This window comes from Pedobacter sp. ASV12 (assembly GCF_016429155.1).
Classification (GTDB): domain Bacteria; phylum Bacteroidota; class Bacteroidia; order Sphingobacteriales; family Sphingobacteriaceae; genus Pedobacter.
Window position 1 is genome coordinate 1 of record NZ_JAELUC010000021.1, and the last position, 16,452, is coordinate 16,452.

Here is a 16,452-nt window from a genome sequence, read left to right on the forward strand (position 1 = left end):
CCCCCCCCCCCCCCCCCCCCCCCCCCCCCCCCCCCCCCCCCCCCCCCCCCCCCCCCCCCCCCCCCCCCCCCCCCCCCCCCCCCCCCCCTTTTTTAATGACCCGGCGACCACCGAGATCTACACATGTCGTGGTTCGTCGGCAGCGTCAGATGTGTATAAGAGACAGTTTTGAGGTCGAGCTATGTGGAAACATTTTCAAATATTAACAATGAGTTAAAATAAGGTGCTCCTGTTAGTACCAGGGCTGATTCTTTTGGTACTACTCCTTTCTGCTATAGCCGTTCTGGCCATGGCTGGCAATATGGCGTTTCTTTTGAATAAGTGCGTACGAATAACGTGACATTCTCCTACGCCATTATGATTAGAAATTTACCACTTTCCTTTACAAATCACCTAAAAAGGCAACTTTCTTTAGGCTTTTTGATATTGATGGCAATTATTGCCTTTTGTTTGCTGCTGTCTAATCCTGTTCAGGCACAAACCTACAAAACGCACTACATTGCGCCTGCTCCATGGCAATATTGGAGCGATGCCAATGAATTGGTGGTTACAACCAACACTGCTGGAACTACGGTTAGCGTAAAGAAAAGCGACGGTACCTCGGTAACGACCTTGAATCCAACCCCTGGTAATCCGGCGGTTTATCGTTTTGTGGGCAGTCCGGTTGGTTTAAACAGGAACGCATTGAACACCGTGCTTAATGGTGCCGGCCTGATCGTTTCGGCAAACAACGCCATTTCTGTTAACATCAGGAACGTAGCTTCCGATAATTTGAGCGGCGGTTCTGCATCAGATCAATATATCAAGGGCAATGCTTCGCTGTTCAGTTTTGGCGATCCAGCCATTGGTACTTCGTTTAGGGTAGGTTATTACAGGGATGGCGATTTAAATGGCGTAAGTACAGCAACATCGACTAAAAGGCCGGTTTATTCGGTCATGGCAATCAATGATGGTACTACAGTTAAATTAAACGGAACGGCAGTGACCACGTTAAATGCCGGTCAAAGCTATATTCTACAAGCGACTTTGGGTAGTTTGGTAGAAACATCGGGCCCGGCGGTAATGAATACCGGTATCAACGTTGATGCCCCCGCCGGTTGTGGCGATGGTGCGTTTAACCCGGTACCGCCGATTACTTCATTAGGTAGCGAATACATTGTAGTGCGTGGTGCCGGCAACAATACGGCCGAGCAAACCACCATTGTGGCTACCGAAGCCAACACCAGTGTAACGGTTTACGACTTCAGTTCGGCCGGTGTATTGCAATCGGCAAATACCTATAATTTGGTGGCTGCGGGTAGCTTTGTAACTTTTGCCAACGGTGTTGCAGGTTCGGGCTCGGGTTCGGGGCAAACCGGCGATCAAGGTTCTGGTTCTCGTATCGTGGCTACCAAAAACATCGTAGCTTATTCGGGTACGGCCAACAACTGCGAAGTTGATGTGGCTACACTCGCCCCGATTTCTAGTTGCGGAGGCTCATTAAAGGCCGAAACCTATAAGTTTAGGGATTATACAGGTAGCGATCTTCCTTATTTTGCCTATATCATTACCAAAAGCCCAACTGAGAAAGTTTATTTGACTACCACAGGCGGCTCGCCTTCGTATACCAATGTTGATATCGAAACCTTATCAGGCGCTCGTCGTCAGTTGGGTAGCTCAGGTGCTTATGTAATTGATTTTACGAACACCAATATCGGATCGCCAAACTCTTTTACCTTAACCAGTGATTCGAGATTGACGGTAGCGATGGTGCAATCGGGCGGTGGTTTCTCGATGTCGAACTTCTTGTCGCCATTGCCAGAGCAGGCCTTAAAACCTACTTATACGCAATCTGATTGTGCTTCGGCTACTTTAACCGCCGATCCTTCCAGCTTGCCACCTTACCAATGGTATTTAGATGGCAATCCGATTAGTGGTGCAACCAGCAATACTTATGTAGCGGCTGTTTCAGGTTCTTATACAGTGACTTCCAAACTAGATTGTGGCTATAGCGCGCAATCTATTCCTGTTGTATTGGCACTTTGCAACGTTGATTTATACGTTAACAAAACCATCAGCAACCCTACGCCGGCCGTTAATTCGACCGTGGTGTTTACCATCAAGGCCACCAATTCAAGCACAGCTTCTGGAACGGTAACAGGTACGGGCAACGCTATAGGCGTGTCGGTGAATGATCTTTTGCCTTCGGGCTACACTTATGTGTCGAGCAATCCAGCGCCGGGCACTTCTTATAATCCAACTACCGGTTTATGGTCTATTGGTGCCATGAATCCTGGACAGCAGTTGACATTAACTATCTCGGCAATTGTTAAGAGCACCGGAAACTATACCAATACGGCTACCATTTCTGGCCCGCAGGCTGATCCAGTTCTTTCAAACAATACTTCATCGGTTACGCCTACACCGGTTTCCATTACACTAACCAGTGCCAATGGTACCGACGCGCAATCTATTTGTAAAGGCGGTGCCATTACCAATATTACCTATAGCTTAAGTGGAAGCACCAATGGAACGGTATCGGGTTTGCCGGCAGGTGTAAATGGCGTCTATGATTCAAGTACAAAAACCTTTACCATTAGCGGTACGCCAACAGAGCCAGCAAGCGGTACACAAACTTTTACCTATACCGTAAATTCTATCAGTGGTTCTACCACGGTTTCTACTACAGGTACCATTACGGTAAACGGAGATGTGGGTACGCCTGTATTTGCATTGGGTTCAACTTCTACACGTTGTCAGGCGCCGGGTACTACAAGTTACACGGCTACGGCTGCCAATAGTTCGAGTATGAGCTATGCCATTAGTCCTTCCAGTGCAGGCGTAATCAATTCTTCTACCGGTGTGGTTACCTGGTCGTCTACTTTTAACGGTACGGCTACCATTACGGCAACGGCCACCGGAGTTTGTGGCACTAAATCGGCTACTCATACCGTAACGGTAACAGCTACGGGTGTTATTACAGGCTCATCGCCGGTTTGTTCGGGTACTACAGGTACACTTACTTTGGGTAGCACTACAGCTAGTGTGGTACGTTGGGAAGCTTCAACAGACAACGGCAACACTTGGTCTAACATTGCCAATACCACCAATACTTATACGTATACCAATATTCAGGCTACTACTATTTTTAGGGCGGTAGTGAGCGGTAATGGCTGTACCAATGCCTATTCAACAACTGCAACCATTACGGTAACTCCAAAACCAGCGGTTAATAACCAAACTTATACCTTATGCCAAACCGGTAATTTTAATTTTGCCCCGATTGACGTACCAACCGGTACTACTTATACTTGGTCGGCACCAACGGTCACTGGAGGTACGGTAAGTGGAACTACAGCAGGAACAAACCAGGGTTCGGTTAACCAAACCTTAACCAATACAGGTACAACGGTAGCTACGGTAACTTATACGGTTACGCCTACTTATTCGTCGTGTTCGGGCAGTTCTTTTACCATTACGGTTACGGTTGTGCCTACCTTAACGGCAAGTGCAACTAATCCGGCGGCCATTTGTACAGGTTCTTCATTCAGTGTCAATCCTACCAGCAACGTATCAGGTACCACTTATACTTGGACAGCAGCTTTGCAAAGTGGTACGGCAAGCGGATTTAGTAACCAATCAACACCGGTAAGTTCGCCAATTAGTCAAACCCTAACCAATACCACGGCCGCAAATGCTGTGGTAAGATATACCGTAACACCAATTTATAATGGTTGCAGCGGCAATACCTTTACTTTTGATGTAACTGTTAATGCAGTAATCGGCAACAATACCATTTCGGGTACACAAACCATTTGTGCCGGAAGTACAGCAAGTTTAACCGGCGCGGCACCAACTGGAGGCAATGGTACTTACACCTATTTGTGGCAGCAAAGTACCGATGGCGGGAACAACTGGGCAGCTGCCAGTGGCACAAATAACGGCCAGCATTATACCACTGCTACTTTAAGTCAAACGACGCAATACCGCAGGATTGTGACTTCAGGGCCATGTGCCTCGAACACCAGTACGGCGGTTACAGTAACGGTTAATCCGGTAGCCACTTTGGTATTGACCAGCGGAACGGCAGATCAAACCATTTGTGCCGGAAGCAGCATGAGCGATATTGTATATACTTATGGCGGATCGGCAACAGGGGCAACAGTAACTGGTGTGCCGGCGGCAAATTATACCATTAATACCGCCAATAAAACAGTAACCATTAAAGGTGCGGTAGCGGCTACTTCAACCTATGTAATTAATACTACCGGTCAGGCAGCGCCATGTAACCCGGTTAGCTTGAGCGGTATCATTACCGTAAGCCAAGCGGCTACTTTAGTGTTGACCAGTGGATCGGCCAGTCAGGCGATTTGTGCCGGAGCTAGTGTTTCTCCGGTTGTTTATACTTATGGTGGATCGGCAACAAATGTAACGGTTACTGGTTTGCCCGCAACAAACTATACGATTAACACCACTAACCAAACCGTAACCATAAGCGGTGCAGTAGCCTCGACTTCAAATTATACTATTTCAACTACCGGACAAACTGCGCCATGTGCTGCGGTTTCATTGAGCGGTACCATTACAATAAATCCGTTGCCCACAGCAACCATAGGCGGAACCACAGTGGTTTGTCAAAATGCAGCAACTCCGAATGTAACCTTTACGGGCGCCAATGGAACCGCTCCTTATACTTTTACCTACAAAATTAATGGCGGTGCCGATTTGACCGCAACCACCACCAGTGGCAATAGTGTAACTGTAGCGCAACCAACTGGAACTGCCGGAACTTTTGCCTACACTTTGGTTAGCGTAAAAGATGCCAGTTCAACAACTTGTACGAACGCACAAAGCGGAACCGCAACCATTACGGTTAATCCATTGCCAACGGCAAGTATTGCTGGTACAACAACTGTTTGTCAGAATGCGGGAACACCAAACGTAACCTTTACCGGTGCCAATGGAACCGCACCGTATACCTTTACCTATAAAATTAACAATGGCAGCGACCTTACCGTTACCACTACCAGTGGCAATAGCGTAACCGTAGCACAGCCAACAGGAACCGCCGGAACATTTACCTATACTTTGGTCAGTGTAAAAGATGCCAGTTCAACAACTTGTACGAACGCACAAAGCGGAACAGCAACCATTACGGTTAATCCATTGCCAACGGCAACCATCGGCGGAACCGCAACAGTGTGTCAGAATGCCACGGCGCCAAACGTAACTTTTACTGGGGCCAACGGAACGGCTCCATATACCTTCACTTATAAAATTAATGGCGGTGCCGATTTGACCGTGACCACCACCAGTGGCAATAGTGTAACCGTGGCACAGCCAACAGGAACCACCGGAACTTTTGCCTACACTTTGGTGAGTGTAAAAGATGCCAGTGCTACCACTTGTATCAATGCGCAAAGTGGTACGGCTACGATTACCGTAAATTCAACACCTAAGGGATTTAACGATGCCGTTACGTTAAATTGCACCGGCGTATTGGCTTATAATTTACAGGCCAACGTAAACAATACGGCCAATGGAGGTAACGCTGTAGCATCTTCGTTTGCTTGGACAGTAAGTTCTAACCCCAATGTAATTGGCGAGACGGCCGGTTCTGGAAATTCGATAAACCAAACTTTATATAATACCAGTACAACGGTTCAAACCGTAACGTATACGGTTACGCCAACTGCATCGGGTGCGGGTACTTGTGCAGGCAGCACCTTTACGGTTACAGTAACAGTGCCAGTTTGTTCTTCGATCTCGATTACTAAAACTGCAAATACCAGTTCAGTAACTGTTGCTGGTACCGTGATCAATTATACCATCACGGTAGTGAACACAGGCAATGCCAATCAGAATAACGTGGTTGTCAGCGATCCGTTGCTGGGTGGAGCCTTGACTTCGCCTGTTAAAACGGGTGGCAACCAAGATGCTATTTTGGAAAAGGGCGAAACCTGGACTTATGCCGGTAGCTATACCGTAACCCAAAGCGATTTGAATAACAACGGTAATCCAACTGCAAACGGCAAGATTACCAATACTGCTACGGTTAAAACAACCGAAATTCCTGCTGGCCAAAGTGCAACCGCCGAGGCGACCTTAAACCTGAATGCTGCCGTTAGCCTGGTTAAAACCGGTTCACTTAACCTTTCAGGCAACACCATTACCTACAATTTTACGGTTAAAAACGAAGGTAACGTGACGCTAAATAACTTAAGTATTGTTGATAGCAAGGTTACCGGTCCGATTACGGTTACGCCATCAACCTTGGCACCAGGCGCCACTGCCACCGCTACCGCAACTTATAGCATTTCGAATACAGAAAAGGTAGGGGGTAGCGTAAGCAATAGTGCAACAGTTACAGGTAAAGATCCTCAGAACAACAATGTAACCGATATTTCGGGTACGGCCACAAATAACAACACGCCAACCGTTACGCCAACTGGTGTTTATGCAGCAGATGATTCAGGCTCGGCAAATGCGGTAGCTGGCGGTACAGCAGTAAATAATGTGTTGGCCAATGATAAACTCAATGGCAATCCTGCTACTTTAAGCAACGTAACCTTGACTTTGGTTTCGACCAGCAGTCCTAAGGTAATGTTGGATGAAGCTACGGGAAAAGTGATAGTAGCTCCAAATACGCCAGTAGGTACTTATACCTTGGTTTACCAGATTGAAGATATCGCAAATCCGGGAAATGTAAAGACCGCTACTGTTACGGTAAACGTAGTAAACGGCGATTTGATTGCCACCAACGATAGTGGCACTGCCAATGCGGTTGCCGGTGGTACTGCGATTTCGAATATCCTGGCAAACGATCTTTATAATACTTCTTTACCAGCTACAACTTCAAATGTAACCATTGCCGAGGTGCCTGGTAGCAATACCAGTGCAGGCAAAGTAACTCTCAATACAGCAACAGGCGAAGTAAAGGTTGCGCCAAATACCCCGGCGGGTACTTATTACATCGATTATACCATTACCGACAAACTTGACAACAGCAAGACCTCTACTGCACGTATAGAAGTAGTGGTAAGTACCGGTGCATTGTTGGCAACCGACGATTCTGGAAGCGTAAATTCGGTAGCCGGTGGTACAGCAGTTAGCAATGTTTTAACCAACGATACCTACAACGGTGGCAGTGCGGCAAATTTTGGCAATGTTACCTTGGCCGAAGTGTCGGGTAGCAATACCAGTGGCGGCAAAGTAACCCTGAATACCGCTACAGGCGAAGTGAAGGTAGCGCCAAATACTCCTGCTGGCGTATATAAAATTGATTATACCATTACAGATAAGCTCGATAACAGCAAAGTTTCTACGGCTACCATTACCGTAACTGTGGCATCGGGTGCCATAGCAGCAACCAACGACTCAGGTACTGCAAATACCGTAACCGGAGGTGTTGCTATTGCCAACATATTAAGCAATGATACCTACAATGGCGGCAGTGCGGCAAGCTTGAGCAATGTAACCCTAACCGAAGTATTGGGTAGCAATAATAGTGGAGGGAAGGTAACCTTAAATGTAGCCGATGGATCGGTAAACGTAGCGCCAAATACTCCGGCTGGGGTTTATACCATCGATTATAAGATTACTGATAAACTCGACAACAGCAAAACTTCTACAGCAACCATTACGGTAACCGTAGGCGCTGGCACATTAACCGCTACCAACGATTCGGGAACTTCGAATACGGTAACTGGCGGTGTTGCCATTGCAAATATTTTAGCGAACGATAAATATAACGGTACTGCTACTGCCCCAGGTTTGGCCAATGTAACCATTACTGAGGTAGCCGGCAGCAACACCAGTGCAGGCAAGGTAACCCTTAATGCAGCTGATGGCTCGGTAAACGTAGCTCCGAATACTCCGGCTGGGGTTTATACCATCGATTATAAGATCACCGATAAGCTCGACAACAGCAAAACCTCAACCGCCACCATTACCGTAACTGTAGCAGCTGGCGCCCTGGTGGCCACCAACGATAACGGTACTGCGAATACGGTTACAGGCGGTACGGCAGTCGGCAATGTGTTGGCAAACGATAAGTACAATGGCACTTCAAATGCGCCATCTTTAACCAATGTAACCATTACTGAAGTACCAGGTAGCAACACCAGCGCAGGCAAAGTAAGCCTGAATACTGCCGACGGCTCAGTAAAAGTAGCTGCAAACACTCCGGCAGGTACTTATACCTTAAATTATACGATTACCGATAAACTTGATAACAGCAAAACCTCAACCGCAACTGTAACCGTAGTGGTTGGAGCTGGTGCAATTGTAGCAACTGGTGATTCGGGAACCTCCAATACCGTAACCGGTGGCACTGCTATTGCCAATGTATTGGCTAATGATACTTATAACGGTGGCACTTCGGCAAGCTTAACCAACGTAACCTTGATCGAAGTGGCAGGCAGCAATACCAGCGCAGGCAAAGTAACCCTCAATGTTGCCGATGGTTCGGTAAATGTAGCACCAAACACGCCAGCGGGTGTTTATACATTCGATTATAAGATTACAGATAAACTCGACAACAGCAAAACCTCAACGGCTACCGTTACAGTAACCGTAGGTGCGGGCACACTAACTGCAAACAATGATGCCGGTACGGCTAATACCGTTACAGGTGGAGTGGCAGTGGCCAATGTATTGGCCAACGATAAGTACAATGGAACTGCATTGGCACCAACTTTAACCAATGTAATGCTAGCCGAAGTGGCAGGTAGCAATACCAGCGCCGGCAAAATAACCCTGAATACTGCCGATGGTTCGGTAAACGTAGCGGCAAACACGCCGGCTGGTGTTTATACACTAGATTACAAAATCACCGACAAGCTCGACAATAGCAAAACTTCGACCGCTACCGTTACCATCACCGTAGCTTCGGGTGCCTTGGTGGCGACTAACGATAATGGAAGCGCCAATAGCGTAACCGGCGGTACGCCAATTGCCAATGTATTAACCAACGATAAATACAACGGCACTTCATCAGCTCCAAATTTAACCGATGTAACCTTAGCCGAAGTGGCCGGTAGCAATACCAGCGCCGGCAAGATAACTTTGAATACTGTCAATGGCTCTGTAAATGTAGCCGCCAATACTCCGGCGGGTGTATATACTTTCGACTACAAAATCACCGACAAGCTCGACAACAGCAAAACCTCAACCGCTACTGTTACCATTACCGTAGCTTCGGGTACTTTGGTGGCCACTAATGATAATGGCACAGCCAATAGCGTAACCGGCGGTACTGCAGTTGGCAATGTGCTTAGCAACGACAAATACAATGGTACTGCTACGGCACCAAGTTTGGTTAATGTAGCTTTAGCCGAAGTAGCTGGTAGCAATACGAGTGCAGGCAAAGTAACCTTGAATACAGCCGATGGTTCGGTAAGGGTAGCCGCAAATACACCAGCTGGTACCTATACTTTAGATTATACCATTACCGATAAGCTGGATAACAGCAAAACTTCTACCGCTACAGTTACTGTGATTGTTTCTTCCGGAGCGCTACTGGCCTCGAACGATTCGGGCAGTGCCAATACGCTGAATGGCGGTACTGCAGTTGGCAATGTGCTAGCCAACGATAAATACAACGGTACATCTTCGGCACCAACTTTAACCAATGTAACTTTGGCCGAAGTGGCCGGTAGTAATACCAGCGGGGGCAAAGTAACCCTGAATACGGCCGATGGTTCGGTAAAAGTAGCGCCAAATACGCCAGCGGGTGTTTATACCCTTGATTATATCATTACCGATAAACTCGATAACAGCAAAACCTCAACCGCTACTGTTACGGTAACAGTGTCATCAGGCGCTATTCTAGCTTCGAATGATTCGGGTACCTCAAACTCGGTAAATGGCGGTACGGCAATTGCTAATATCCTAACCAACGACACCTACAACGGAGGCGTGGTGGCAGGCATAAGCAATGTAACCATTGCCGAGGTTCCGGCCAGCAACACCAGCGGAGGCAAAGTAACCCTGAATACGGCCGATGGTTCGGTAAAAGTAGCACCAAATACACCTGCAGGAGTATACACTCTCGATTATACCATCACCGATAAGTTGGATAACAGCAAAAGCTCAACAGCCCGTATTACCGTAACTGTTGCCTCGGGTGCAGTTTTTGCAGCCAACGATGCCGGTACAGCCAATACGGTTAATGGCGGCGTGGCTATTGCCGATATCCTAACCAACGATACCTATAACGGCGGTGCAAGTGCTAGCTTGAGCAATGTAACCATTGCAGAAGTTCCGGCCAGCAATACCAGCGGTGGCAAGGTAACCTTAAATACAGCAACAGGCGAGGTAACGGTTGCGCCAAATACACCAGCCGGAACCTATCTTATCGATTATACCATTACCGACAAGTTGGATAACAGCAAAACCTCAACAGCCCGCATTTCCGTAATCGTGGCTTCGGCAAGCATTGCGGCAACCAACGATGCCGGTAGCATTAATGGTCTGAATGGCGGTACGGTAGTTAACAATGTATTGGCCAACGATACCTACAATGGCGGTGCGCAAGCCACTTTGGCTAATGTTAACCTTTCGCAGGTTTCGACCACCAACAGCAATGTAACGCTTGATGCAACTACTGGTCAGGTAAAGGTAGCTCCTGGAACTACAGCTGGTACTTATATGCTTGTTTACCAAATCGTAGACAAGTTAGATCCGACGCAGGTAAAACAGGCTACAGTAACCGTTACCGTAACGGCACCAGTAATGGTAGCCCTAAACGATGCAGGTGCAATTAATGGAGTTACCGGCGGAACGGCTGTTGCAGATGTATTGATTAACGACAAATACGATGGCAACCCAGCGACGTTGGCCAATGTAACCCTGTCGCAAATTTCTTCAACCAGTGCTAACGTAACCTTAGATCCTGCAACTGGTCAGGTCAATGTAGCTCCAGGAACTCCAGAGGCCATTTATACCTTGGTTTATCAAATTACCGATAAATTAAATCCAACTTTGACCAAACAGGCTACCGTAACAATCAACGTAAGTGCGGCGCCAATGATTGCCTCGGATGATTCTGGATCGATCAATGGTTTAGTAGGAGGTACGCCGGTTAACAATGTATTGGCCAACGACAACTATAATGGCCATACGCCTACCTTGGCGGATGTGAACCTTACACAGGTGTCAAGCACTAGTCCTAATGTAACTTTGGATGTAGCGACAGGCAAAGTAAACGTAGCGCCAAATACACCGGCAGGTACTTATATCTTGGTTTACCAAATTGAAGACAAATTAAATCCTGGTCAAACCAAACAGGCTACGGTAACCATTACTGTCGATCCTCCGGCATTGGCCGCTTCTAACGATAGCGGTTCAGTAAATGGCTTGCCAGGTGGCGTTGCAGTAGCCAATGTATTATTGAACGATACTTACAACGGTGCAACGGCAACAGTTGGTCATGTAACCATCAGCCAGGTTTCTACCACCAGCCCTAAAGTAACTATCGATCCAGCTAATGGCTCTGTTAATGTAGCTGCAAATACGCCGGCAGGTGTTTATACCTTGGTTTACCAAATAGAAGATAAATTAAATCCAGGTTTGACCAAACAGGCCACGGTAAGCGTTACGGTTACCGCCCCGGCATTGAATGCGTTAAACAACAGTGGTTCGGTAAATGGATTGACTGGCGGAACAGCCGTAAACAATGTATTGAACAACGATTCTTACAATGGGGGTCCGGCCACTTTGGCTAATGTAAACCTTACCCAGGTTTCAACCAATAATCCAAACGTAACCTTGGATGTAACTTCTGGCAAAGTAAATGTAGCAGCAAACACGCCAGCAGGAAATTATGTGTTGGTTTATCAGATCGAAGACAAGCTAAATCCAGGGCAGACCAAGCAAGCTCAGGTTATGGTTACGGTTACCGCTCCGCCTATGGTTGCTTTAGACAATAGCGGTTCTGTAAACGGTTTAACTGGCGGTACCGCTATACCAGATGTGCTGAACAACGATACCTATAATGGTGTCACAGCCACTTTAGCCATGGTCAACCTCAGTCAGATTTCGACCACAAACTCTAATGTTACGCTTGATCCGGCTACAGGCAAGATAAACGTAGCACCAAATACAGCTGCCGGAACCTATACTGTAGTTTACCAAATCGAAGATAAATTAAACCCAGGCTTAACCAAGCAGGCCTCGGCTATTGTCACTGTAACGGCGCCGTCGTTGTTGGCTACTAATGACAGCGGTTCTGTAAATGGCTTAACTGGCGGTACGGCAATTAACACCGTGCTTTGGAACGATGCCTACAACGGTAATCCAGCTACGCCATCCGACGTAACCATTACCCAAATTTCGACCAGCAATCCTAACGTAAGCTTAGATGTAGCCACTGGCGAAGTAAATGTAGCAGCAAACACGCCAGCCGGAACCTATACCTTGGTTTACCAGATCGAAGACAAATTGAACCCCGGCCAAACCAAACAAGCAACGGCAACCATATCGGTTACTGCACCAATGATGGTAGCCACTGGTGATAGTGGTTCTGTAAATGGCCTGACTGGCGGTACTGCCGTAAACAATGTATTGTGGAATGATACCTACAACGGCGACCCAGCCACTTTGGCTAATGTAAACCTTACCCAGGTATCGACCAGCAACCCGAATGTAACTTTAGATCCGACTACTGGCAAAGTAAACGTAGCGCCAAATACGCCTGCAGGTACTTATACTTTGGTTTACCAGATCGAGGATAAATTAAATCCAGGCCAAACCAAACAGGCTACAGTAACCATTACGGTAAATGCGCCGGCCATGGTGGCTAACAACGATGGCGGTACAATAAACGGCCTTACAGGTGGCACCGTGGTAAACAATGTATTAACCAACGATACCTACAATGGCAATCCGGCTACTTTGGCTGACGTAACCCTTACCCAGGTATCGACCAGCAACCCGAATGTAACTTTAGATCCGGCTACCGGCAAAGTAAACGTAGCGCCAAATACGCCGGCCGGAAGCTATACCGTGGTTTACCAGATCGAAGATAAATTGAACCCAGGCCAAACCAAACAGGCAACCATCACCGTAGTGGTAGATGCGCCTGTAATGATGGCCAACGACGACAATGGCAGCATCAACGGACTTAGTGGAGGCACGGCTATCAACAATGTATTGGTGAACGATACCTATAATGGCAATCCGGCAACTTTAGCTAGCGTAACCCTTACCCAGGTATCAACCAGCAACCCTAATGTAACCTTAGATGTAGCCACAGGCAAAGTAAACGTAGCACCAAATACACCTGCTGGAACTTATACCGTGGTTTACCAGATCGAGGATAAATTAAATCCCGGCCAAACCAAACAGGCTACTGCAACCATTACTGTAAACGCACCAGCTATGGTAGCCAGCAATGACAACGGTACTGCCAACGGCTTAACCGGTGGCACTGCAGTAACCAACGTATTGGCTAACGATACCTACAACGGCAATCCGGCCACTTTGGCTGATGTAACCCTTACGCAGGTATCAACCAGCAATCCTAATGTAACCTTAGATCCAACAACAGGAGCGGTAAATGTGGCGCCAAACACGCCGGTAGGTACTTACACCATCGTTTATCAGATAGAAGATAAATTGAATCCTGGCCAGACCAAACAGGCTACGGTAACCATTACGGTAACTACCGGTGCTATTGCGGCTTTGCCAGATCAAGGTACCGCCAACGGATTTACCGGAGGAGTTGCCGTAACCAATATCCTGACTAACGATACCTATAATGGCGGTACAAAAGCTACTGCAGGAACAGTTAATATTGTACAGCTTTCAACCAGTAATCCGAAAGTAAACATTGATCCGGCCACAGGCATGGTTAACGTGGCTGCAGGTACATTGCCTGGAAGCTATACCTTGCACTACGAAATTACCGATAAGCTGGATGCCAGCAAAAAAGACAATACTACCGTAACCGTAGAGGTGCCAAATTGGATAACAGACCTGTCGATTACCAAAATAGCGAACAAAGCAGGGGTAGAACCTAACGAAAGCATCAGCTATTTGCTAACCATTAAAAACATGGGTCCGGCAACGTTGTTGGCTGGCAAGGTAATCGGACTGACCGAAAACCTGCCTGCAGGTTTAGAAAATATAACCTATAGCGCAACAGGTGGTTCTTACGATGCGGCCGGTCATACCTTTACCATTGGTACCGATTTATTGGCCAATCAAACAGTAACGGTAACCGTAACCGGTACCATTGCACCAAACTTTGCCCAGGCTAACATTTTGAACTCGGCAAGCGTTGATGTGGCATCGGGTACCACAGACCCTGATCCGAGCAATAATACCGCTACCACTACGACTACCGTGCTCAAGGGTGGGGTAAGTCTGATTAAAACGGCTGCAATCAGTGCCGATAAAAACCAGATTACCTATACTTTCACTATTACCAATACGGGTAGCGTGCCATTGAGCGATATATTGTTGAACGACACGAAATTAGGCCTCAACAAAATCATTCCTGGTATTTTGGCAGTAGGCGCAAGTATAGTGCAAACCGAAGTTTATACTTTAACGCAGGCTGATAAAGATTTGGGTGCGGTAACCAATACCGCCACGGTAACTACCAAATCGCCGGCAGGCAATACCATTACCGATATTTCTGGAACCGATGGTACCAACAATACCCCAACGGTAACCACAATTGATGGTACGGCGGCCATGACCTTCACCAAGGTGGCCAACAACGCCGTGAGCAAGGCAGGCGATGTGATCAACTATACCTTGGTGGTTAAAAATACAGGTAACGTTACCATAAGCAATATAACAGTTGCTGATGCCGGAGCCGATGCCGGAAGTATTATACCAGCTACTATTGCCTCGATTTTGCCAGGCCAAACAGCTACGGTAACAGCCAAGCATACTGTAACGCAGGCCGAAGTAAATGCAGGAAGCTTTAGCAACCAGGCGAATGCAACAGCCAAAGATCCGAAAGGCAATAACGTCAATAAGGTGTCCGACGATCCGAATACGCCGGCGGCCAACGATCCAACAGTTGTAAAAATTGGTGCAACACCATCAATGACCTTAACCAAGGTAGCTAACAACTCGGGCATCAAGGCAGGCGATGTAATCAACTATACCTTGGTGGTAAAAAATACAGGAAACGTAACGCTGACCAATGTTGTCGTAGCCGATGCCGGTGCCGATGCCGGCAGCATTTTGCCAGCAAGCATCGCTTCGATATTGCCTGGTGCTTCGGTTACCGTGACTGCTAAACACACCTTGACACAGGCGGAGATTAATGTGGGTACTTTCAGCAACCAGGCTAGCGTTACCGGAAAAGATCCGGCAAATAATACCGTTTCGAAACCTAAGTCAGATGATCCGAATACGCCTGAACCAGATGATCCAACGGTAGTGGTATTAACACCTAATGCCAATTTGGTTACGGTAAAAACGTTGAAAAACACTGCGCAGACCTCTTATGTGCCTGGCGATGAAGTGCCTTTCCTCATTACCATAACCAACAACGGCCCAAGTGCGGCCAGCAATGTAAAGGTGGTCGACTATGCTCCTGCAGGTACAAGCATTAGCAAATGGAAAGCAACAGCAACAGGTTTTACTTTAACCAACACCAGCGGCATGGGCAACTTAGACCAAACCATAGCCCTGATGCCTAATGGCGCACAAGTGGTTTTCGAGGTAACCGTAAAAACAGATAATGGTTCGTCGAGCCCAAGCCTGGCAGCGCAACCTTTGGCTAACACCGTAAAAGTAACAACTGCTACGCCAGACCTGACCACTGTGGGAGACGTGCCAACCACCACGCCAATTCCGGCAACCATCATGAACGATCTGTCGATTACCAAAACGTCAGACCATAATACGCCGACCGGAACAGATACGCCATTCGATTACACCATTACCATTAAAAACAATGGTTTCTTTACAGCCAATGGCGTGGTAGTTACCGATGTATTGCCAGCCGGGTTAAGCTACGTATCAAACCAAGCTACTGCAGGTACGGCCAGCTTCAGCAACGGCACAGCCACCTTGAGCTGGAACATCAGTACATTGGCTGCGGGTGCAACGGCAACACTTACCTTAAAAGTAAAAGCGAACATAGGGGGTATCATCAGCAATACCGCTAGTGTAAAAGCTTTAGAAGGCGATCCAAATACAGCGAACAATACAGCAACCGATCTCAAGGAAATTTTTGTATTCAATACCAAACCAAATGTAATTACGCCAAATGGCGATGGCAAGAACGACACCTTCGTAATCGATGGGCTGGAGCTTTATCCAGAAAACAATATCCGAATCTTTAACCGTTGGGGCAATGAGGTTTTCCATAGCAATGGCGCTTACAAAAACGATTGGAATGGTAACGGACTCAATGAAGGTACCTATTACTACTTGCTCAAAGTAAAAGATTCGAAAGGTAATTGGTCGGTATCAAAAGGTTACATCACATTATTAAGAAATAACTAA

At 47.2% G+C, this 16,452-nt stretch carries 1 protein-coding gene; it reads left to right on the forward strand.

Going from position 1 to position 16,452, the window contains the following annotated elements; all coding sequences use genetic code 11:
* Positions 1-429: 429 nt before the first annotated feature.
* Positions 430-16,452 carry a DUF7507 domain-containing protein gene (locus tag JHD69_RS07510; RefSeq protein ID WP_199138929.1) on the forward strand — a complete coding sequence of 5,341 codons (16,023 nt, stop codon included), beginning with the start codon at positions 430-432 and terminating at the stop codon, positions 16,450-16,452.

Coding starts and splice junctions, on each gene's coding strand:
- JHD69_RS07510 (WP_199138929.1), top strand. CDS start 430: ATGGCAATTATTGCCTTTTGTTTGCTGCTGTCTAATCCTGTTCAGGCA.